16 protein-coding genes are annotated in these 23,082 nt (G+C 62.3%); 4 read left to right on the top strand and 12 right to left on the bottom strand.

Annotated elements, in window-relative coordinates; all coding sequences use genetic code 11:
- The first annotated feature begins 1 nt into the window (after position 1).
- Both gtdA and ACFPN2_RS22640 read left to right on the top strand, forming a co-directional pair.
- Positions 2-1,069, top strand: coding sequence for a gentisate 1,2-dioxygenase (gene gtdA / locus ACFPN2_RS22645; protein ID WP_380600835.1), 1,068 nt, complete (start codon positions 2-4; stop codon positions 1,067-1,069).
- The gene (locus ACFPN2_RS22640) at positions 1,066-1,764 is read left to right on the top strand and encodes a fumarylacetoacetate hydrolase family protein (RefSeq protein WP_380600833.1); all 699 of its coding nucleotides are present in this window, start codon (positions 1,066-1,068) and stop codon (positions 1,762-1,764) included. The genes gtdA and ACFPN2_RS22640 overlap by 4 nt, the downstream gene beginning before the upstream one ends.
- A 48-nt stretch (positions 1,765-1,812) precedes the next feature.
- On the opposite strand, the gene ACFPN2_RS22635 is transcribed toward ACFPN2_RS22640, so the two are convergent.
- From ACFPN2_RS22635 to ACFPN2_RS22610, 6 genes are all read right to left on the bottom strand, one after another.
- Positions 1,813-4,581 (bottom strand): TonB-dependent receptor, encoded by a 2,769-nt coding sequence (locus ACFPN2_RS22635; RefSeq protein ID WP_380600831.1) that lies wholly within the window; start codon positions 4,579-4,581, stop codon positions 1,813-1,815.
- 89 nt (positions 4,582-4,670) lie between these two features.
- A complete protein-coding gene (locus tag ACFPN2_RS22630) occupies positions 4,671-5,783 on the bottom strand; it encodes a FecR family protein (RefSeq protein ID WP_380600829.1) in 1,113 nt (370 codons plus the stop codon).
- Positions 5,780-6,280, bottom strand: coding sequence for an RNA polymerase sigma factor (locus tag ACFPN2_RS22625; protein ID WP_380600827.1), 501 nt, complete (start codon positions 6,278-6,280; stop codon positions 5,780-5,782). Before ACFPN2_RS22625 ends, ACFPN2_RS22630 begins: the two co-directional genes overlap by 4 nt.
- A gap of 62 nt (positions 6,281-6,342) precedes the next feature.
- A complete protein-coding gene (locus tag ACFPN2_RS22620) occupies positions 6,343-8,016 on the bottom strand; it encodes a sulfatase family protein (RefSeq protein WP_380600825.1) in 1,674 nt (557 codons plus the stop codon).
- 23 nt (positions 8,017-8,039) lie between these two features.
- On the bottom strand, positions 8,040-9,938 hold the full coding sequence (locus ACFPN2_RS22615; protein ID WP_380600823.1) for a sulfatase-like hydrolase/transferase: 1,899 nt from the start codon (positions 9,936-9,938) through the stop codon (positions 8,040-8,042).
- The gene (locus ACFPN2_RS22610) at positions 9,938-11,701 is read right to left on the bottom strand and encodes an arylsulfatase (protein ID WP_380600821.1); all 1,764 of its coding nucleotides are present in this window, start codon (positions 11,699-11,701) and stop codon (positions 9,938-9,940) included. Before ACFPN2_RS22610 ends, ACFPN2_RS22615 begins: the two co-directional genes overlap by 1 nt.
- 176 nt (positions 11,702-11,877) lie before the next feature.
- Between ACFPN2_RS22610 and ACFPN2_RS22605 the strand changes: the two genes are divergently transcribed.
- Both ACFPN2_RS22605 and ACFPN2_RS22600 read left to right on the top strand, forming a co-directional pair.
- Positions 11,878-14,094 (top strand): beta-glucosidase family protein, encoded by a 2,217-nt coding sequence (locus ACFPN2_RS22605; RefSeq protein ID WP_380600819.1) that lies wholly within the window; start codon positions 11,878-11,880, stop codon positions 14,092-14,094.
- A 93-nt stretch (positions 14,095-14,187) separates the two neighbouring features.
- Entirely contained in the window at positions 14,188-14,577 is a 390-nt protein-coding gene (locus tag ACFPN2_RS22600) for a c-type cytochrome (RefSeq protein WP_380600817.1), read from the top strand.
- A 37-nt stretch (positions 14,578-14,614) separates the two neighbouring features.
- Here the strand turns inward: ACFPN2_RS22600 and ACFPN2_RS22595 are convergent, their stop codons facing one another.
- Genes ACFPN2_RS22595 through nosZ form a run of 6 tightly spaced genes read right to left on the bottom strand, consistent with a single transcriptional unit; the run spans position 14,615 to position 22,942 of the window.
- Positions 14,615-15,133 carry a nitrous oxide reductase accessory protein NosL gene (locus ACFPN2_RS22595; protein WP_380600815.1) on the bottom strand — a complete coding sequence of 173 codons (519 nt, stop codon included), beginning with the start codon at positions 15,131-15,133 and terminating at the stop codon, positions 14,615-14,617.
- Positions 15,130-15,954, bottom strand: a complete 825-nt coding sequence (locus tag ACFPN2_RS22590; protein ID WP_380600813.1) for an ABC transporter permease — start codon at positions 15,952-15,954, stop codon at positions 15,130-15,132. The genes ACFPN2_RS22595 and ACFPN2_RS22590 overlap by 4 nt, the downstream gene beginning before the upstream one ends.
- Positions 15,951-16,877 (bottom strand): ABC transporter ATP-binding protein, encoded by a 927-nt coding sequence (locus tag ACFPN2_RS22585; RefSeq protein ID WP_380600811.1) that lies wholly within the window; start codon positions 16,875-16,877, stop codon positions 15,951-15,953. Before ACFPN2_RS22585 ends, ACFPN2_RS22590 begins: the two co-directional genes overlap by 4 nt.
- Positions 16,858-18,129 carry a nitrous oxide reductase family maturation protein NosD gene (locus ACFPN2_RS22580; protein WP_380600809.1) on the bottom strand — a complete coding sequence of 424 codons (1,272 nt, stop codon included), beginning with the start codon at positions 18,127-18,129 and terminating at the stop codon, positions 16,858-16,860. The genes ACFPN2_RS22585 and ACFPN2_RS22580 overlap by 20 nt, the downstream gene beginning before the upstream one ends.
- On the bottom strand, positions 18,117-20,945 hold the full coding sequence (locus tag ACFPN2_RS22575; protein WP_380600807.1) for a 4Fe-4S binding protein: 2,829 nt from the start codon (positions 20,943-20,945) through the stop codon (positions 18,117-18,119). Before ACFPN2_RS22575 ends, ACFPN2_RS22580 begins: the two co-directional genes overlap by 13 nt.
- Positions 20,946-21,001: 56 nt before the next feature.
- A complete protein-coding gene (gene nosZ / locus ACFPN2_RS22570) occupies positions 21,002-22,942 on the bottom strand; it encodes a TAT-dependent nitrous-oxide reductase (RefSeq protein ID WP_380600805.1) in 1,941 nt (646 codons plus the stop codon).
- Between the last annotated feature and the right edge of the window lie 140 nt (positions 22,943-23,082).

The raw sequence follows: 23,082 nt of genomic DNA, 5'->3' as shown, positions 1-23,082 counted from the left end.
CATGGAAACAGCCACCCGACTCGATCCCGCCTCGGCCGCGCGCAACCAACAGCTCAAACGGCTGTATGTGGAGATGGCGCGCGATCATCTCACTCCGCTCTGGGAGAGCCTGCATTCGCTCGTGCCGCCCGAGCCCGCCTCGCCCGCTAGGACTCATCTGTGGTCCTACGGCGCCATTCGCGACTCGTTGATGCGAGCGGGCTCCCTCATCAGTGCGGCGGAAGCCGAGCGACGCGTGCTGATCCTGGAGAATCCCGGCATTCCCGGCCAATCGGCAATCACGCCCAGTTTATATGCCGGGCTGCAGTTGATTCTTCCCGGCGAAGTCGCGCGTTGCCATCGTCATAGTCAGTGCGCATTACGTTTCGTGATGGAAGGCAGCGGCGCATTCACCGCGCTCGATGGCGAGAAAGCCATCATGCAGCCGTTCGACCTGGTGCTCACTCCAGGCGGGCAATGGCACGATCACGGCAATCCCACCGATCAGCCGATGATCTGGCTCGACGGACTCGATATTCCTATCGTGCGTCTGTTCGATGCGGGCTTCGCCGAACGCCTCGAGGAAGACGCGCATCCGGAAACGGCGCCCCCTGGCAACACCCTCGCCCGCTACGGGAACAACCTGCGTCCCCTGTCGGGCTCGACTGCCGACACGCGGCCGCGCAACTCGGCTTTGTTTCATTATCCATACTCACAATGGCGTGCATCGCTGGATTCGCTCGCGGCGAACGCGGCTATCGACCCGCACCTCGGCCACGCGCTGGAGTTCGTCAATCCGGCCGATGGCGGACCGATCATGCAAACGATCTCGGCGCATGTGCGACTGCTGCCGGCCGGCTTTGAAACAAAGCCGCGCCGTTCCACCGACGGCACCGTGTTCGTCGTCGTCGAGGGCTCGGGCGAAGCGCGCGTCGGCGATCGCACGCTGAGCCTGCAACCTCGCGACCTGTTCGTCGTGCCTTCGTGGCAGAGCTTGTCGTTACGCGCCAACCGCACTCTGGTGGTGTTCGGTTATTCCGACGCCGCCGCTCAACAGAAACTCAACCTTTATCGAGAGAGCAGATCGTGACCCTGGTGTTTCAACCGCAACCTCCGATCCTGGCCAAGACCACTCGTGGCGAGGACTTTCCCGTGCGTCGGATCTTTTGCGTGGGCCGCAACTACGCCGCGCATGCTCGCGAGATGGGCCGCGATCCGGATCGCGAGCCGCCGTTCTTCTTTACCAAGTGGGCGGAGACGGTGGTCCCCTCGGGCACGACGATCGCGTATCCCAGCGAAACCGCCGACTTTCAATACGAGGCGGAGCTGGTGGTGGCCATCGGCACCGGCGGACGATTCATCTCACGGGACAATGCGCTCGCGCATGTGTTCGGTTATGCGACCGGTCTCGACATGACTCGCCGCGACCTGCAAATGCGGGCACGAGAACAAGGCCGGCCTTGGGATACGGGAAAGAACTTCGAACAAGCCTCCCCGCTCGGGCTGATTCATCCCGTTGCCGAGGTCGGCCACATCGCCGACGGCGCGATTCAGCTGAAGGTGAACGGCCAGGTCAAACAGAGTGCCGACGTGCGCGAGCTCATCTGGCCGGTCGAGGACGTGATCGCCTACGCATCGAAACTATATCGGCTCGAGCCCGGCGATCTGATCTATACCGGCACGCCGGCCGGCGTCGGCCCGGTGGTCGAAGGTGATGAAATCGTAGTGTCGGTGGCGAAGCTCAGCGATACGGTCGTTCGCGTCGGCGCCAGGATCGCTCCCTGATCGAAGAAGCCAGCGCTCAGGCGAGCGCTGGCTCCTGGGTCCCTTCCGTCAGAACGACACACCGAAGGTCGCGCCGAAGTAGCGGTTCGCTTCCTTGGGAACCGTCGCCTGCAAATTGTTCGGCGTGACCAGCGCCGTGGTGAGCGTGGCCGTGCGCCCCATCGACGTCACGTAGTGCTCGTCGAACAGATTCTTGACGAAGAACGTCACGCGATAGCGCTCGCTCGGATCGCGCACACCGATGCTCGCATCGACGATGGTGTAGCTGTCGTGCACCGTGAGCGGATCCTGCTCGATGACGAAGTTCATCTTCGACTGCGCATTGCCCGCCAGCTGCACGAAGCTGGTCCAGCCGGTGCCCGGCACATCGAAGTCATAACGCGCCGTGAGATTGCCACGCCATTCCGGTGAGCTGGGCAGATCGCCACCGCGGACGTTTTGAATCGGACTCGCACCCGTCGCCGGGCGATAGCAGAGATTGATCGGGTGCGCGCCAGTGAGCACCGGTGCCGCCGCCTGTGCGGACAGCGGGCAGTTCAGTCCGTCGATATCGACGCTGCTATCGAGATAGGTCACGCCGCCGCTCAGAGACAAACCGCCGAGCGGACGAAACGCAAACTCGACTTCAACACCCTGTGTGGTGGAGCTACCGGCATTGGTGGTCGCAAATCTCACGATGCCGAGGTCCGGGTTGCCGCGATTGGCCTGCACCTGCAGGTCTTCATACTCCGCATGGAACAGCGCGGTGTTGAGCGACAACAGCCCATCGAACAGCTGCGACTTGAAGCCCAGCTCCCAAGACGTGGCCTCTTCCGGCTTGATCGGCTGCTGGTTCTCGAAAATGGTCGCGAATTCGACTTCGTAGCCGGCGCCCTTATAGCCGGTGGACCAGGTCAGATAGGTCTGCGCGGCGTCGCTGAACTCATATTTCAAGCCGAGCTTGCCGGTAATCGCCGTGTCGTCGGACTTGCCAGTGCCCGCCGAGGGCGCGAATCCCGGCAGCGCCAGATCACCCGCGACGACGCGCGCGTCGGTACGGCGACCGTCATAAGTGATCTCTTCGTACTGGACTCGTGCGCCCGCGAGCGCGGACAAATTGCCCACGATGTTGAAATCCGCCTGACCGAACAGCGCGACGTTGCGAGTCGTCGTGTTCGCGAGGAAGCCCGCCTGCGAGCGATACAGAGGCACATTGCACGGCAGGCCATACGACGCCGGCTCGCCACCTGGCGCGCAATTGCCGACGCGGCGCTCGAACCGGCGATCCAGGTCCAGGTCCAGGAAATACAAGCCCGCCACGTAGTTGAAACGTTCGTGGCCGGGCGATGTGAGCCGGAATTCCTGCGTGAATTGTTGAATGTCGATGCTACCGTCGTTGATGTCGAACCAGCCGTTGGTCGCGGGCAGATACAGCGGCACCGGTGTATTGAGTCGGTCCACCGGCTGATCGTTCTCCACGAAGAAATCCTGATAGGCGCTCAACGAAGTCAGTGTGACCGCATCGAACTCATAGTTCGCCTCGAGCGACAGCGTGGTCTGGTCGGTGCTGGAAGTCGCGATACGGTTGTCGGTTTCGAGCCGGTTATTGAAGCTCGCGACCACCGGCAACATCAACTGCGCGAGCAGCGGATTCTCCACCGCGATGATCTGGCTGGAGCAGCAGGTGGTTTCGTTCTCGCGATAGTCCGCCATGAACAACAGATTGAGCCGGTCGGTCGGGTCCCATTCCAGCTTGCCGCGGAAGCCCAGGTCCTCGTGACCGTTCACGTCGCGACCCACGGTGATATTGCGAATGTGTCCGCCGACATCGTTGTAATAACCGGTGAGCCGCGCGCCGACCGTGTCGCTCAACGGCCCCGACACGGACCCTCGCACGCGATACTCGTCATCTTCGGCTACGGTCACGTCCATGTTGGCTTCGAACGTGTTGGACGGCCGCTTGGTAACGACGTTGACGACACCGCCAATCGAGTTCTTGCCGAACAGCGTGCCCTGCGGGCCACGCAGCACTTCGACGCGCTCGATATCGGCAAGATCGGAAAAGCCCTGCGCGGCACGGGCGAGCACGATGCCATCGACAACGACCGAGACCGAAGGCTCCAGCCCCTGGCCGAACACAGCGGTGCCGATGCCGCGGATACGGAAATTCTTGTTGGCCGGATGCGCACCTTCGGTGAAGGTCAGCGACGGCGTCATGTTGGTCAGACTCGCGGTGTCGTTGACGCCTGCGCTCGCCAGTTGATCGCCGGACAACGCGGTGACCGCCACCGGCACGTCCTGGAGACGTTCCTCGCGCTTCTGAGCCGTGACCACGACCTCTTCCAGCGCCGGCTTGTCTTGCGCCGCCGCCGTCATCGCCGCCGCGGACATGAGTGCGCTGGAAAGCGTGCTCATGCGCCGTAACTTGCGACCGTTCCCCGCCAGGTACACGCTCGAATGCTGTTTCATTTCTGTCTCCGGATTGGGTTGCGCTCCCGAGCACAGCGGCGAGCTCCGCAGACAGATCTCGATGGTGTTGGCACTGATCTGGCGGAACGTGAGCTGCGAATCGATGAGCATTTGCTCGAGCGCTGCCGCGATCGTGAACCGCCCGACCAGAGGCGATGCCTCGCGGCCGTCGGCGACATCCGAAAAGAAAATGATCTGGATACCGGATTGTTTGGCGAATGCCTGCAGCGCTCGCGCCAGCGGCTGGCGCTCGATCTGCAGGTCGTGCTCGCGACTGGTGGCATCGTTCGCCGCGGCTGTCGCCACGGGCTGCAGCCAGGCAGCCATGCAAGCCACCGCACCGACCGTGAAACGGGTCTGTCGCGGCATATCCCCTACCGTCTGTTATCGATCATTCTTCGTCGTCGCCTGTCGTGTTCGGTGAACCCGACTCATTGCGCTCTCCAACCCGTAGAGCGCTACCGTAAAACTTTGGGCCCCTCCCCCGCATCCATGAGCGACACCACATGATGTCCCTCCGCGTTGGTCGTCACCCGCACCCCCGGAATGTTAGCAATGAATACCAGAAACGAGGCCGAGTCGTTGGCTTGAAACACTCCGGTGACCGACTCGGCGCGCAGTCGCGGCGACTCGATCAGGATGTGCTGGCGATTGTAACGATTGAACTCCTCGGCCACTTCGCCCAGGCTGCGATTCTCGAACACCAGTTGGCGCTGGGTCCACGCAGTCACCGGCGCGATGTCCGCGATGCGCTCGGGTTCGCTCATGCCCGCCTCCGTCACCACCAGCCGCTGTGCTTCGACCAGGACTTCCATCGGCTGCGTCTCGGGCACGGCGGAGTCATGGCGTGGCACTCGAGAGCTCGTGTTCGGTTGCTCGCTCATCACCTGCACCTTGCCTTGCACGACCGACACCGTCGTGCGATCGGCGCGCCGATCGATGTTGAATCGTGTGCCGACCGCACGCACGACCGCTTTGCCCGTGTCGACATCGAAGGGGCGCTGCGGATCGTGCGCCACCTCGAACAATGCCTCACCACGCACCAGACGAATGAAGCGGCGCCCCTCGGTATATTTCACTTCGATCTCCGACGCCGTATTCAGCGTGATCAGCGAGCCATCGCCTAAGAGCACCGAGCGCTGCTCGCCGATGTCCGTCTGGTAACGTTCCGGTAACCACAGAAACCAGGCCACGACCAGAACACAGCAGATTGCCGCCACGCTGGCGAACGTGAACATGCGTGTACCCGCAAAGGCAGACGGTCGAGGCGCGAGAGCCGCCGGCTGGGAGCGCGCCAACGGAATGATCTCCGCCGAAGAAGCCCGCGCCCTGCGGATCAGCTCTTCAGCCGGTATGTCCGACCACGCACGCTGCTTCGATTGCAGCGTCCCCATCGACATGTTCAGGCGCAGGTAAGCTTCGACGCGCTCCGGCGAGCGTCGCACCCAGGCAGCGAAGGCTTCGCGATCCTCTCTCGTGCACGTGTCTTCATGGAGCACGACCCACCAGTGCGCCGCCTGCTCGGGCACCGTCGCCGATTCGATCGCTTCCGCTGAGTTGAGGCGCTTCATGATGGCGACACTTCCTGTAGCGCACGCCGAAGGATCTCGTAACCGTGGGCCAGCTGCCGCTTCACCTGACGCTCGCTGAGGCCAAGGTCCCGGGCGATATCTTTACAGCTGCGATCGTCGCGAAGTCGCAGTAACAGTACCGCGTGCATCATGGGCGAAACGCCGGCGAGCGCCTCGTCGATCCGACGTTGCGACGTGCGTGCGTCCGCTTCCGCTTCCAGGTCGATTCGCTCGGCAGCCAGGCTGGTCTCGTCGAAGCTCGCGCTGTCGAAGGGCTGCTGGCGCTGCTTCCATTCCGAAATCACATGACTCGCGACGCTGATCAGGTAGGCCTCGGGATTGTGGACGTCATCCAAGTCTCGGGCCCGCAACAGCCGCAGGTAGGTTTCCTGCGCCAGGTCTTCGATGTCCTGTTTACGGGCGCGGCTGCCCAGGAACCGCAACAAGTTGCGATTCCAACGCGTCCGCCAGGTCATTAATAAGTTGCCATTGCCCATGAGGTCCCGCCCTTGCCTACTGTAGAGCGGGAATCGCGAACTTTGGGCCCCGGGTGCGATTTTCAGCGTTTTGCTGGGCGTTCCACCGCGTTCGTGCCCCGCCCCACGACCGGCAGCGGCATGAAGGGCTTGCCTTGGTCATGCGCCGACTGCTTGGCACGGCTATCGGGCAGGACATCATCGAGCCGATCGAGTCGATTGGGCTCGACCTGCCACGACTCCGGATACGGCGCGGCGCCGGTGCCTTCGCGGTTGCGACGGACACTGCCGATCGACAGACGTTGAGTGTAGGGAATCGCGTGACGGCCGTTGCGATCGGCCAGTTGCTCGTACAGCGCCTTGCGCAGCTCGATCTTGGCGTCCAGGTGCGCAGGATCGTTGATCAGGTTGCGCATCTCGTCCGGGTCCTTCGCGACATCGTACAGCTCATCGGTATCGTAGATGCCGTAGTACTGGATGTACTTCAGGTCGCCGCGCTGGATCGCGAACGTGCCGGGCGTCATCGGGAACGTCCACTCCCAATAGTATTCGTACACGAAATCCTGCGGCCGCCATTGGGCTGAGGCCACGCTGCCGTTGATCAACGGCCAGGCGCTGCGCCCTTCGAACTGCGGTGGGCTCGCGACACCGGCGATGTCGAGGAACGTCGGTGCGAAATCGAGATTGCGAATGCGCCCTTCGTTGGTCACGCCGGCGGGCACCGTGCCCGGCCGATACATGACCATCGGCACGCGCACCGATGGCTGATAGGCATTGCGCTTGTCGATGAGGCCATGCTCGCCGATCAAAAAGCCGTTGTCGGCAGTGAACACGACCAACGTGTCCTTCTCCAGTCGCTGTTTCTTCAGCCACGCGAGCAGCCGCCCGACGCTGTCGTCGACTGCCGAGAGCGTCGAATAGTAATAGCGCAGGTACTCCGTCATCTTCATGTCGGAGTTGTAGAAGAAGTCGATGCCGTGCCAGGTGTTGCGCTGGTTGAAGACCCACATGGGCTTGCCGGCGTAGTTCTCCGGCGTGTTGGCGGCGCTGGCCGGGATCTTGAAGTCGAAGTCATCGTACTGATGCGCATGGCGTGTCGCCGGCAGCGGATCGGAATGCACCGCCTTGTGACTCAGATACAGGAAAAACGGCTTGCTCCGGTCGCGTTCCTTATCCAGCCATTGCAGCGCGTAGTCGGTCAGCTCGTCGGTGATATAGCCCTTCTGCGGCACCTCACGACCGTCGACATTGAGCATGTGAGTGCGCCCGGCTTTCACCGCGTCGGGCGACAGGCCTGTGGTCGGGTAGTACGAGCCCTGGCCCTTGAAGCTGATCCATTTGTCGAACCCCGGACGCGGCGCATCCGAGCTCTGCCCCATGTGCCATTTGCCCATGAAGGCGGTTTGATAACCCGCCTTCTGCAAATAGCTCGGGAAGAAAATCAGCCCGTCTTCTGAGGCGTCGTTGTTGTCCACGATCGTGTGATTGCGCGCGGTCTGGCCGGTGAGGATGGTGGCGCGACTCGGCGAGCACAGTGCGGACGTGACGACGGTGTTCGGGAAGTAACTGCCACCGCGCGCCAGTTGGTCGATGTTCGGCGTCTTCAGGCCCGGCTGCAGAAAGCCCATGCCGTCGTAGCGCAAGTCATCCACCAAGATGAAAATGACATTGGCCTGGGACTTGGGCTGCTCGGCATGCGCACTGAAACTCAGCGTGGCGGCGACGCCGAGCAGCGCGCCAAGCAAGGTAGTCTTCATCGAACTCTTCATCGCGGAAATCCTCAAGCGCGGCTCGAGCCACGTAATAGCCGCTCCAGATCGAAGATCGGCCGGTGCGGGTCGTAACTGCCGTCGAGCGTCTGAATCAGATACGTCGCGGCATTGTTGAGATATTCATTTCTGTCCTCGCCCTCGGTCATCTTGCGCAGGCCGGGCAAGGCGGCGCGCGAGGCAGGACCGATTCGCGTCAGTGCATTGACCGCCTGCAGTCGCACCGGAATGCTCTCGGTCGGCTCCAGTAACGAGGCTAGCATTGCGACACTCTCCTCCTTGTCACCGAGTATGGCGATCGCTTCCGCCGCGACGATACGCACTTGCTTGAATGGATCGGAACGCATCGCCGCTTCGAGTGCGCTAGTCGCGGGCGCGGCTTGCATTCCCAGCATCAACAGTCCCAGGGCAGCCCAGTAACGAACGACGTCGTCCCGATCGGCCAGCGCCTTGCGCAAGGTCGCAAGCTTGCGAGGATCGCGACGCGCCGCCGCCTGCGCCACACGCATCACGCGCCTAAGCGGATACGCGCCTTTGACGCGACTCGCCTCGTAACCTTCGAGCGTCGAGCCTTCGGGAATGAAGCCGTTATCGTTGATCTGGATCATGTGCGCATCCAACGCATCGCGCATTGCCCTGATGTGGCCCGCCAATGCAACATCGCCGATACGATTGTCGATCTCATCGGGGTCCGCGCTCAGATCGTAGAACTCTTCGTACGGACGCGGCTCGAACGCTCGGCGCTGAACCGGCGTCAGCTTGCCCGCACGTTCCAGCTCATCCCAATCCTGATAACCGCGCGCCAGCCACGCGAACGCCTGATTCTGCACGGTCGGCAGAAAGGGCATGTAGTTGCGGATGTAGCGATAGCGGCCGTCCGTCACGGTGCGCACAAAGTCATAACGCTCGTCCATGCGATTGCGCATGCCGAACGCATACTGCTGAGGCTGGGCTGCCGCCGGCCCGAGAAACGCCCTGCCTTGCATGGTGGGCGGAATGGCCAGCCCGGCCAGTGAGAGTAACGTCGGCGCGAGATCGACAAATGTCACCGGCGTATCCAGCGCAACTCCTGGCGCCACGGGTGCGAGATGCGCCCACTTGGCTGGAATATGCACGACCAGCGCACAACGCAGCCCCTCGTCGTAACAATAGCGCTTGGACCTCGGCAGTACGCCGCCGTTATCGGAGTAATAGAAAACAATGGTGTCCTCGGCAAGCCCGGCCGCCGCGAGCTCGGCGAGCTTTTCGCCGATCTGCGCATCCATCTTCTCCATGAGGTTGTAGTAGCTCGCGTAGTTCTCGCGCATGCCCGGCGTGTCCGGCAGGTAAGCGGGAATGCGCACATCCTCCGGCTTGATCCGACCTGCCGTCGGTTTGAACACCTGCGATTCGTGCGTGGTCTCGAAATTGAACACCGCCATGAACGGCCGCCCCTCGGGCCGGTGTTTCCAATGCGCCTCGCGACTGCTCGCGTCCCAGAGCTTGCCGGGATCGGCATCGCAGTTGTAGTCGGTCTTGGCGTTGTTGGTGCAGTAATACCCGGCCGCCCGTAACAACTCCGGATAGGTCCGAAGCACCGCTGGCAACTTCGCAACAGCCCGCATGTGATTGGCGGGCGCGCAGGTCTGCGAATACATGCCCGTGAGAATGGTGAAGCGCGACGGCGCACACACGGGGGCATTCGAATACACGTTCCGATACAACAATCCCCGGCTCGCCAACGCATCGATGTTCGGCGTGCGGGCCAGCCGGTCACCGTACGCGTGAATGAAGGGGTTGTTGTCTTCGCTCACCAGCCACAAGAAATTTGGCTGCGCGTCTTCCTGAGCACGAGCGAGAGAAACATTCGAGGCCAGCGCGGCCGCGGTCAGCGCTCCTCGCTTCAGGAAGTCTCGGCGCGAGGCTGGCATCAATTCGATTCCTTCGTGGCCGTCGGCTCGGGCGGCGGCACGAGATGCGGCGGCATCGGCGCACGATCGGCACTGTCATCGAAACGTTCGCGCACTCGAAACCGCTCCGGCGCTTCAGCCAGCGGCGGCGTGCTGTACTTGCGCGCCTCGCTCCACCACAGCGCTTTCAACTCCTCCAACTTCTTCGGATAGCGATCGGCAAGATCGGTGGTCTCCGAGAAATCGTTCTCGGTGTCGTACAGCTCCCAGCGGTCGGTCGCAAAATCTGCGAGCTGCTTGTGAACGGCCAACGCACGCCACTTCCCCGAGGTGATCGCGCGATTGCCGCGCAGCTCGAAGAACTGCACGGTGCGTGCGCTCGGCGCATTGGCCGATCTGAAGCTGGCGTCAATCGACTTACCGGCTACCGGAATCTCGGCGCGACCGTCGAGGGATGTGGGGAAACTCGTGTCCGCCGCCGCAGCGAGCGTCGGCGCGATGTCGACAACATCGACATACTGCTTACGAATCGCGCCGCCGTCATGAATAACCTTCGGCCACGACACGATCAACGGCGTGCGCACACCGCCGAGATGCGGCCAGAGCTTGTAGCGCCGGAATGGCGTGACACCCGCCATCGCCCAGGGCCGCTGATACTCCGACTGCGTCTTGACCGTGCCCAACTCATCGAGCCGCGCCAGCATCTGCTCCGGCGTCAGCGTGTTGGGCCGATACAGCTGTTCGAAAGAACCTTTCTGGCCTGCTTCGGACGCGGCGCCATTGTCCGAGAAGAACACGATGAGCGTGTTGTCGTATTGACCGGTCTGTTTCAAGTGCGCGACCAGCCGACCGATCTGCTCGTCGGTGTGCGTGATGAATCCCGCATAGACCGCCATGAAGCGGGCGAAGACTTTTTTCTCCGCGTCGGTGAGATCGCTCCAGGCGCGATCGCCCGGATTGCGCGGCGGCAGCACGGTATTCGCCGGCACGATGCCCATCTGTTTCATACGCGCAAGCCGCTCCTCGCGCAACGCATCCCAACCCTTTTCGTAGACGCCTGCATACGCATCGGCATATTGCCGGGGCGCCTGGATGGGCGCGTGACCGGCGCCATACGCGAGATAAACAAACATCGGCTGCCGCGGCTGGTCCGGCTTGGGCGTCAACGCCGCAATCGCATGATCGGTGATATCGGTCGAGAAGTGATAACCCGCGGTGTCCGGCGCGGGAATGCGCCGATTGCCTTCGATGAGATTGGGACGATATTGATCGGTCCAGCCCAGAAAGAAGCCATAGAACTGATCGAAGCCGCGTTGCATAGGCCACGAGGCGTTGTTGCCTGCGGATCCGTCCTCGCTTTCGGGCGCGAGATGCCACTTGCCGTAGCCATGCGTCGCGTAGCCCGCACGCTGTAATACTTGCGCGATGGTTTGCGCGTTCTGCGGCAACTCGCCTCGATCGCGCGTGAAATCGCTCGTATCGAGTTTGGTCGCAGGCAGGTCGGCCATCCGCACCGTTTGCGGATTGCGACCGGTCATCAATGCAGCGCGCGTCGGTGAGCACACTGCCTTGGTATCGAAGCGGTTGTAGCGCAGTCCGCCGGCGGCGATGGCATCGATCGCGGGCGTGCGGATTTCTGAGCCGAATGAGCCGATGTCCGAATAGCCGACGTCATCGAGCAGGATGACCACGATGTTCGGCCGTCGATCCTCGGCAGCCGGCTTGGCCGCCAGACACGGCTGGGCAAGGAACAGCAAGGCCAGCGATACCATGGCATGACGCATCGATCCCCCGAGCAAACATTCTTTCGTCGGCGCAAATTCGTTCGCGCGGCGCTGGAAGTCAAGCCGGGGGCCCAAAGTTGTCACGCCGACACTCTTCCCCGGTTGGCCCTGCTGTTTGCGCAGGCACGAACAAATATTCGCTGATCCATTTCACATCAGCTCAGGGGCAGATGCACATGCAATTCAAGGCGTTTCCGGTGCTGATCGCCGCACTCGGCCTGTCGACCGCGACCTCGACACACGCCGACGGCACCTCGACCGAAGCACGCTGGGCGGATGCCGAACGACGTGCCACCGCCACGGTCAAGAAAATGACCGCCGCAGAGAAGACCATCCTCACTCACGGCATCATGCCGTTGCCGGTCGGTCCCAATCCGCCGCCGATTCCTGCGGATGCCATCCCCGGCGCCGGCTATGTGCCAGGCATCGACCGGCTCGGCATCCCGTCGCTCAAGGAATCGGATGCGAGCCTCGGCGTTTCCTATGTGTTCGGGCTACGCAAGGACGGCGCGACCGCCCTGCCTTCGGGCCTCGCGATGGCGTCGACGTGGAATCCGGAACTGCTGCGCGAAGGCGGTCGCATGATCGGCTCGGAGGCACGAGCCAAGGGTTTCAACGTGCTGCTCGCCGGCGGCGTCAATCTGATGCGCGATCCGCGCAATGGTCGCAACTTCGAGTACTTCGGCGAAGACCCGTGGCTTGCAGGCACGTTGGCGGGCGCGTCGATCGCGGGCATCCAGTCGAACAACATCATCTCCACGATCAAACATTTCGCCCTCAATGGCCAGGAGACCGGCCGCAAGTTCGTGGACGTGAAGATCGACGAAGGCGCCGCGCGCGAGAGCGACCTGCTCGCCTTTCAGATCGCCATCGAGATCGGCCAGCCTGGCTCGGTCATGTGCGCCTACAACCGCGTGCTCGGACAGCAGGCTTGCGGCAGCCCCTGGCTGCTCAACAAGGTCCTGAAGCAGGACTGGGGCTATCGGGGCTTCGTGATGTCCGATTGGGGCGCGGTCGACAACATGCAGGCCGCGCTGTACGGCCTCGATCAACAGTCGGGCGCGCAGCTCGATCCGCAAGTGTTCTTCGCTGACTCGCTCGCCGCAATCATGGAGAACGATCCCCTGTATGCCGCGCGCGTCGACGATATGAACAAGCGCGTGCTCACCGCAATCTACGCCAACGGATTGGATTCCAATCCCGCCACTCGAGGCGGCGCCATCGATGTGCAGGCCAACGCAGCGGTCGCCGAAAACGTGGCGAAACAAGGCATCGTGCTACTTCGCAATGAGCGCAAGGTGCTGCCACTTCGTCGCTCCGCTCAACGTATCGCTGTGATCGGCGGCTACGCCGACACCGGCGTGATGTCGGGTGCGGGCTCGAGCCAAGTGCAGGGCGAAGGTGGACCGGCGGTCTCGATCCCGCTCGGCGGCAGCGGCCCCTTTGCGGCCTTCCTCGCTCAGTCATACCACCGCTCGGTGCCGCTGGATGCCATCAAAGCGGCCACGAAACAATCCGACGTGCGTTTCCGCGATGGGCGCTATGTTTCCGAAGCCGTCGCGCAGGCGAAGCAGGCCGACGTTGCAATCGTGTTCGCGACACAGTGGTCTGCCGAAGGCTTCGATCAACCGGACCTGACGTTGCCTCATGGACAGGATGCGTTGATCAGCGCCGTCGCCGAAGCGAACCCGAACACTATCGTCGTGCTGGAAACCGGCGGTCCCATTCTGATGCCCTGGCTCGCACGGACCGCGGCCGTCGTGCAGGCTTGGTATCCCGGCGCGCGTGGCGGTGAAGCGATTGCCGCGGTGTTGTTTGGCGACGCGAATCCGTCGGGCCGATTGCCCATCACGTTCCCGGCGAGCGAACAAGATCTGCCGCGGCCGAAGCTGGATGGCTTCGACACGTTCGAACCGAACTTCCTGGGCACCCCTCCTACTCCGGAGGCGCGCCTCACCGTCGACTATGACATCGAGGGCTCGGACCTCGGTTATCGCTGGAATGCGCGTAAGAACCACACCGCGCTATTCCCGTTTGGATACGGCCTGTCGTACACGAGCTTTGTGACCTCGGGCTTGAAGACCAACGGCGCGACCGCCAGCTTCGACGTGAAAAACACCGGAGAGCGTGCCGGCGCGACCGTGGCGCAGCTGTATCTGGTTTCGCGCGGCGGCGAAGCCAAGCAACGCTTGGTCGGCTTCCAGCGCGTCGAGCTGGCGCCCGGCCAGTCTCGTAAAGTCACGCTCACCATCGATCGTCGGCTGCTCGCCGATTGGCGCGAGGGTTCGTGGCAGATCCCGGCGGGCGACTATCAATTCGCGCTCGGTGACCATGCCGAGGCTCTGGGCACGCGCGTGACCGCTAAGATGAAGTCGTCCCGCTGGCAAGATTGATCGCACCTCTTCCTGATCTGCATCAAGGACATCGAGCGGCAGGTGACTATCCTGCCTCTCGACATTCCGTCTGTAGGTCGATGAGGTGAACCAATGCTGATCCGATTTCTGGCGCCCGCCCTGTGTGCGCTGGCTGTGACTGCTTGCAGTAAAGAGCACGCGCCGGCCGCGCCCACGCCAGCCAGAGCGCCACCCGTAGCGGAAGCGGCTGCGAGTACACCCGCTGCGAATGATGCGGGTGCCAGCGTTTACAACAAAACGTGTTTTGTTTGTCACGGCTCGGGCGCCGGTGGCGCGCCGACGCTCGGTGCTCGGGAGGATTGGGCGCCGCGCGTTGCGCAGGGCAAGGACACGCTCCACAAGCATGCAATCGAGGGATTCAACGGCGAGAAGGGCGTCATGCCCGCCAAGGGTGGCAATCTTTCGTTGTCAGAGGATGACGTGAAGGCGGCGGTCGACTACATCATCTCCAAATCTCAATAACCACACTCGAGGAGGAGATCGACCGCTCTCCTCCTCTTCACATGGCGCGATCCTTGAGCACGCCGCCATCGAGAGTGACCCGATCGGGCGTCACCTGATCGAACGCGAGCACTTCCCCGCCTTCCTTAGATGCAAACGCCGCGGCGTCCGCCTGCTGCGAGAAGGATGCGAGCGTCGGGCCCATCGAGCCACGTCGCTTGGATCCTGCGACATAGAATGCCGTGCGAGCATCGATCCACTGGCCGTCTGGATGATCCCAATCGTTATGGGCCATGTCATTCACGTAGACGGCTACGATGGACTTCTGCTGGACGGTCTGCAGGTAGGTCGAGAACATTTCCACGGTGTCGCAGAACAGCTCCGGCTCGCCCTGCGCGTAGTGAATTTGTGCCTTCGGACCGGGATAGTCGGCGAGCGACATGCCATCGAGACTGCAATAGGAATCGCTGGTGGTCATGAGCGGACCGGTGCTCGTGCGGGCGGTATCGCTGCATGCGGCGAGTACGTTGGCGCAGACGAGGACGAGCGCCAGGCGACGAGCGAAATGCCGAATCATTTTCTGAATCTCCAGGAAGCGAGCGCAAGCGGCGCGACGATCCACCCGAGCATGACGGTTGATAGCAGCGCTGGGCTCGCGAGGCGGTCCGGAAAGATGCTGGTGAGGCCATACAACGTGCGCACGTCATCCATGCCGAAGATGTTGAGGATGCGAAACACGTCGGCCGGATTGAGCAACAGCAGATAAGGCAGCGCATCGCCGCCCACCGCGCCGCCCGTGACGACCAGCCCGCCGAGCAGCAACAAATCGTAGACCAGCACGAAAAAGAACCAGACCGCGATGGCCGCGCCGCTCGCGTGCCCTCGGTCCGTGGCGAACACCGACACCATGACGGACAAGCTCAGGAACGCCATGCCCAGCAGCACCGAGCTGATCATGAAGCCCAGATAGTGATAGAACGCGCCGGCCGGCCCGGAGAGCACCAGCACGACGCCCGCCACGCCAAAACCGATCAGCGTCGAGCACGCGAGCGCCGCCGACAGCCCGAGGAATTTCCCCAGCAGCAGCTCCACTCGCGTCAGTGGCATGGATAACAACAGATCGAGCGAGCCCCGCTCGCGCTCGCCGACGACCGTGTCGAAACCGAGAATCAGCGCGATCAGCGGCACGAGATAGATGACCAGACTGACCAGGCTGGCGATGGTGGCCTCGATGCCGCGAAAGCCGACTGCGCCCTGCTGAGCGGCGCCGAAATAAGCAATCACGAGCGCAAAGGCCGCGAAGATCACCGTGACCGCGAGCACCCAGCGATTACGGATGCAATCGCGAAGCTCTTTGCCGGCCAGCACGGCGATCGGTTTGAACTGGAGACCGGTCATGATACTTCTCGCAGCTCGCAATAGCCGTGGAAGACATCTTCGAGCGAGGGCTCGCGGATGCCCAACTCCGTCACCCGGTCCCCTAGCGCGGACAATGCCGTCAGCACGGTCATCCTGGCGTCGCGGTCACATCGCACCGTCGCGCGCTCATCGATGAACTCGATCTCGACCCCTGCGATGCTCGCCAACGCCAATCGCAACGCCTCGTGCGATTCGGGCGCGACACGTAGCTCGAACCACAGTGGCAGATGCATCGACTCGCGCAGCGATGACACGGTCCCGAGCGCCTGAAGCTTGCCGTTCTTCATGATGGCGAGGCGATCGACGCGCTGCTGAATCTCGGCCAGGATGTGCGACGTGAGAACGATAGTGGCACCGCGGTCTCGCTGTTCGCGCACGATGCGATAGAACTCGCGAATGCCTTCGGGGTCGAGGCCATTGGTGGGCTCGTCCAGAAAGAGCAGGATCGGATTGCCGAGCAGCGCCTGCGCGAACCCGAGTCGCTGCCGCATTCCTTTCGAATATGTTTTCACGCGGCGGTCGCCCGCGTGCGAGAGGCCGACGCGTTCGAGCATCGCGCCACACTCCTCACCTGGCACGCCCTTCAACGATGCGATGAATCGCAGCGTCTCGAGCCCGCTCAGGTTGTCATAGAGCACGACGTTCTCCGGCAGATAGCCGAGGTGACGTCGCACTTCACGGAACATCGGGCCGCGCACCGGGCAACCATTGATGTGTATTTCTCCGGCCGTGGCGGGAATCAGACCCAGCATCATCTTGAACAGCGTGCTCTTGCCCGCCCCGTTGTGACCGATCAGTCCAAAGATCTCACCGGCCTCGATGGTCAGGTCGACGCCGCTGGCGGCATCGACGGCGCCGAAGCGTTTGACCGCGCCATGCACTTCAATGACGGGCTGAGTCATTCCATTCGCTCCAATTGGGATGGCGCGGCTGCATTCGCGGCTGCGGATCGACGATGCTCGGGGCTCGCAGCAACGGAAACTGCTGCGCGATGAGCCGCAGGCTCTGCAGTGCCGGACTGTTCAACAACAATTTGACGGCCAGTATCTGCCACACGAGCCGATCCACGACATCGTTTGCTTCGTAACGCACGTCGCCGCGGCCGTCGCCATCGCGATCCCAGCCCACGTAGTTGCTCCAGTAGTTGCCCTGCTCCGCGCCCCACACTTCATCGCGAGTCGCGATGTAGCGGAGCTGCTGGCGGTTGTGGATGAAGTCGTTGCGCTCCACTTGGTTGTGGATCGATCCCGCCCACAGATGCGCACCTACGTCGTTGCCGACGATCAGGTTGTCGCGCAGAACGTTGTACTCGGCGTCGTAGATGAACAAGCCGCGCTGATTGCCGGCCACGACGTTGTTCTCGATGGTCGAATCCTGAATCGTCCTTAGCATGATGCCGTGATCGCTGTTGTTCCAGGCGCGGTTGTTACGCACGATCTGATTGCGCGTCTCCATCAACGCCAGCCCGCCGCGATTGCGATACACGTCATTGTCTTCCCAGACGTTGTAATAGGAATTCATGTAGTGCGTGCCGTAGCGCGTGTCATGAATCCTATTGCCCCGGAAGATCGCGTGATGCGATACGTCCACGTAGATGCCGTCGCGGACAAAGCTGATGCGATTGCCGACGATGTGCGCGCCGGTGGTATTGAAGAGCTGAATGCCGTTGCCTCGTTGCGCCGAGGCGTAGTCACGCTTGCCCGTGATCAGGTTGTCGACGATGCGCGCGTCCTTCACGCCTTCGACCCACAGCCCAAACAGGCTGTAGGCAATGTCACACCGTTGTACCGTCGGGCGGTCGGCGCCGGGTTGAATGTAGATGCCAGCGTTTTGTGCCGTGAGATCGCCGCCGCTGTCGGTGACGATGAAGTTCTCTATCGTCACATCGGCGGATGTGACTCGAATGGTGTCTCCCCGCAGCCCGCCGCTCAGCGTCGGCCGTTCCACTCCCCTGAGCGTGAGCGGTTTGTCGATCAACAGATTCTCTTCGTAACGACCGCGCGCTACGAGAACGACGTCGCCGGGGGCAGCTCGTGAGATCGCGGCGGCGATCGATTGGCCGGGTCGCACCTGTAGTTCCGCGCCTGCCGCTGTACCTGCGACCAGCAGCACTGACATGAATGCAGCGGCGCTTGGACGCGTTAGTAGAGCCATTGCAACTCCGGCAACTCCTGCAGGAAGTCGAGCACGCCCGTGCCTCGCATCAGCAGGAACAAGGCCGCGCCGATGAGCAGGTTCTTCATCGAGACATACGCCGCCATATCGGCCCAGCCCGCCGGCCGCAGCGTGTGTCCCCACCAAGGACCTTCCTTGACCCAGGGCTTGCAGCGCATCCGAACGATCAGTTCATACACGCTCCACGCGAGCCACCAACCCAGCACGATGCCCGGCCCCAGCCGGCCCGTGGCACCAAGCAACCACACCCAGGTCACGAGCACGGCGAGCGCAATGCCGGCTGCGCGCAAGGCAAACGGATAGGTCAGAAACTCGCGATTCCAAGGGAACAGATGGTCGACGAGCTCGCGGCGCAGCCAGGCCCCCGGGCCGAGCCTGGATATCACTCCTTGCGTCGCGGGTGCCCCTGCCCCTTGCTTCGATGTGACCGCCTGCGTTGCGAGTGCCATTGTCCCTTGCTTCGATGTGACCGCCTGCGTTGCGAGTGCCATTGTCCCTTGCTTCGATGTGACCGCCTGCGTCGCGAGTGCCATTGTCCCTTGCTTCGATGTGGCCGCCTGCGTTGCGGGCGCCATTGCCCCTTGCTCCGATGTGAGCGATGGTTTCGCGGCCGCCGACGGGGCGGACTTCGTGGCAATCGCCTGTTTCGTGGGGACGGCCGGAATTGCCTTGATAGGAATGTAATAACCATTCGCCCCAATCGGCGTCAGCGCCAGACCAGCCTTCGTGCGCTGCTTGCGCTCCTTCACCAGCGGCGGGCACGCATGGTCGTCGTAGTACAGCACCATGCAGTCCAGGCACAGCAAACATTCTCGCTGATCGATCCGCCCGCGCGCATCGATGGCCTGGGCGTCACAACCCACGGCGCAGGCATGACAGGTGGTGCACTCTTGTTTGCGCTTCAGCCCCCACCATCGAAACGTCGATGGAATCGCGAGGCCCGCGCCAAGCGGACAAAGATATTTGCAGAATGGCCGCTCAATGAACAACGCAATCGCGAACAGCGCCGACCAGAAGACGACAAACGGCCAGGACCGATTCCACACGCCGACCAGGAAGGTGGTCTTGAACGGCTCGACCTCGGCCAGCTTCTCAGCCATGCCCATCGAGTAGAACGACACCGCCACGAGACCTGCAAACACCAGGTACTTCGTCCACTTCAGCTTGTCATGCAGCTTCTGCGGCAGCTTGCGCTGGAACCGTTTCAGGCCGAGCGCGCCGGCGAGGCGAAATGCAATCTCGCTCAACGCGCCATACGGGCACAGCCACCCGCAGAACATGCCGCGTCCCCAGAAGAACACGGTGACGATGATGAAACACCAGAACAGGAAGATGAACGGATCGCTCAGGAACAGGCTCCACTCCCATTGGAACAGAATGGCGTGAAACCACGTCAGCACCTGCGTGATCGAGGGCTGCGCCATCAGATGGAAACCGATGAAGCCGATGCTCACCGCCCACAGCGCGTATTTCGGCCACGAGACCCAACGTTTGTCCTTGCGGTTCGAGCGTCGCACGAGACCATCGCGCGAGGCGTAGAGCACACCGGCCACGGCAAGCACCAACACAAACAAGCCGATCTCCAGCGCACGATCGCGCCAGATCTTCCGCCACATCGGCTCGGGCGGCTCGTAAGCCGGTCGCCCGCCGACGATGTACTCACCCGGCAGCCAGTACTCTTGTTCGAAACTGACGAAGGCACGCACGCCCGTGCTCGTGTCGATCTTGTTCGCGAGGAACACCAGGCTCCACGGAAACGCCGGTGAAAAGGCGGCACTTCGAATGATGAAGATGCCCGACTCATGGAAGGCAGGCGCCCGCGCTGCGCGCACGTCATAGAGATTGAGATAATCCTGATCGCGAAACGTGAAGCTGTCCGTCCCCTGCATGACCTGAAGTCGATCGAAGATCCCGCCGCGCACGAAGCCCGATCCTTTGAACGACTCCATGCCGTTGGCGACGATGAAGATGGCGTGCTCATCCGGTTTCAGATCCGCCATGAGGCGCCGATAGTTGCCCTCGCCGAGGATGGCCTTACCGATCGGCTCCGCATTGAGGTAGCCGAAATACATATCGATGTAACGCTCTTGCGAGGGCGGCTTGCCGATCTCCTGCGGACGCACCGTCAAGCGCCGGATGGCGCCCTGCTTCACCAAACTTTCCCAGTCGGCGAGCTCACCCGCGGGTGTGAATTTGACCTGCGGTCGCACGGTCGGCGCGATGATGCCGACTTGGGTCGCAATCGCTCGCGCCGATCGGAGAATGACTTGGTTCTCGGCGATCACAGTCACGGTCGCGCCGGTGATCGCATCCACGCCCAACGCATCGGCTCGGCTGCGTCCGACTTCGATCTTGCGGCCGACGAATTTGCCGACGTACTGATCGATGAAAGTATCGAGGTCGGATTCCGGAATGCCCAACAACAGGATCGGCTCCGAATGGCGCAGCACTTTTACGCCACGGAGGACGCCGGCGGTGTCCATCCCGATCAAGGTGACGATGGGCTTGCCGGAGTAACCGGGAATGTCGATCACATCAGTCGACAGGAACACGTAACCGATGAGCGCCTCGTCGCGGTACGCCTCGACGTAAGCCGGACGTCCCTTACGCACCGAGAATCGCTGCGCCGTCGGCATCACGTCCTGACAAGGCGCATAGGCGCACAAGTCAGGATCGTTGACGAGCTGCGGCGGCAGCGGCGCCTCGTATACTTGATTCGCGACAGTACTGCCGGCGCAAGCAATCAGGATCAGGAACGCGACGAGCGCGCTCCAACGACGGATGAGCAGATGCATGTTCGACACCGGGAAGCCGCCTTGCGGCGACTCCCCTCGTCCAGCTTCGTCGACGCTCAGGCTTCAACGAGCATGCGCGAGCGCATCTCGAGGTGCAGCGCGTGGCAGAAGTGCGTGCAATAACACCAGTACACGCCCGGCTTGTCGACCTTGAACGTCACCGACTTGGTCTCCTGCGGATTGACGATGAAATTGATGTTGTGCTTCGGGATCGCGAAGCCGTGGGTCAGGTCCTCCACCTTGTCATGATTGGTGAGAATGAGCGTGACCTCATCGCCGCGCTTCACCTTGAACTCCGTCATGCCGAACGCGGGCGCCTGCGAAGTGAGGTACACGGTAACCTTCTTGCCGTTGCGCTCGACCCGACAATCCTTGGGCGATTTCACCGCGTTGGGGAAGTCGTCCATCGAGTAGATCTGCCTGGTCTTGATGATGTCGCGTCGAACGACGATGGAGTCGTGCGGCTCGGACCAGACCGACGTATCGTGGATCAGCTTCATCTTCTCGCCGCTGATGTCGATCAGCTGCGAGTTCTCCGGATGCAGCGGGCCCACGGGAAGGAAGCGGTCCTTGGAGAACTTGTTATCGGAGATGAAGAACTTGCCGTCCGCCTCCTTGGTCTCGCCCATCGAGGTGAAGCCATGGCCGGGCTGATAGTGCACATCGATACGATCGACCACGACCTGCGCAGCCTTGTCGCCCTGGAAGGCCTTGATGGCCGCCTCGATGTTCCATTTGACGATCTGGCTGTCCAGGAACAGCGTCGTGTAGCAATAGCCCCGGTTGTCGAACGCACTGTGCAGTGGACCGAGGCCGATCTCAGGCTCGGCGACCACGGCATCGCGTGGATCTTTGATGTGACCTTCGAACCAATGCAGCACCTTCTCGTGGGCGATCAGCGTCGCGGTCGGCGACAGCTTGCCCGAACACGCGTAGTACTTGCCGTCCGGGCTGATGTTCACACCGTGCGGGTTCTTTGGCACGGGGACGTAGCACGTGAGCGCAGTCGTCGCATCGGTGTTCGCAGCCCGCGTGCCATCGACCACCGGCACTTTCGAATCGCCGATCGTGAACGACTTGCCGGCCGCGATGGCCGCTTCGATGCGAGCGACATTCAGGAACACGCACGCATCGCGCTCCACCGACATCATCTCCGCGAAGATCGCGCCGCCTTCTGAGTTGTACTGATTCGAGCAGACCAGCTTGCCGTCGTACGAGGTCGCGATCAGATCCATGTTGCCGTCGACCTTGCATTGCCAGCGCGGCTCCATGGTCTTCACATCGACGCAGGTGAGCAGACAGAAGTACCGCTTTGGATCGTCCAGATCGCGCCCGTCGTTCGGTTGCGGAATGTGGAACTCGCTGCCACAGAACACGCGTGTACTGGAATTGATGCTGGCATCCACCGGATCGCGCTTGTCGGGGAAGATGCCGTGAAAGCCCTGGACGTTCGGCAGCTCGGTGATCTGGTCGCACTCCATCGTGTCGAGTCGCACGCGCGCGATGCGACCGTGGATCTTGTCGTTCACGAACAGATAGCGGCCGTCATACGTGCCGTCGGTGTACGAGGGATGGACGTGATGCGTGTCGCCGGTCCAGTACTTCAACGTGCCGTCCGGGTTGGTGCCCATGATCTGCTTCGACTCGTTGGTGATGCCCCAACCGGTCAGACAGTCGATATTGAAAACTGGAATGCGCTTGAGCAATCGGCCCGAGGGCAGCACATAGACGCGCACTTCGCCCGAGTGGCCGCCGCTCGAGAAGGCGTAGTACTCATCGAGTTGGCCGGGGTGAACCTCGTATTTGCTGTAATCGGGCGCGGCGTCCGCGCCGGCGGCGGGCTTGGCTGCGCCGCTTTGGCTTTCGGATTTGCAGGCGGTCACACCTAACGACATGCCAGCACCTGCGAGGCCCGCAAGCGCGGCGGTGTTCAGGAATTTCCTGCGCCCAGGAACGGTTACAACTTCGGTTTCGCTCGGCTCGTTGACTTTGGTCACGTTTGTTTTCCAGTGGAGGACACCTGTCCCGGACTGGCGCATGGTAGGAGTGCCGCACCCCGAGGCACCTGATCTAGATCAGTTACAGACCGCCTGTTGTCACGGACCGCTCGCGAGTTCTACGGGGCGCGTCGGGGTTG

Origin of the sequence: Steroidobacter flavus, from assembly GCF_042651805.1 — a bacterium.
Taxonomy (GTDB): Bacteria; Pseudomonadota; Gammaproteobacteria; order Steroidobacterales; family Steroidobacteraceae; genus Steroidobacter; species Steroidobacter flavus.
Note: the sequence above shows the minus strand (reverse complement) of the source record. Positions and strands in the feature narration are given on the sequence as shown.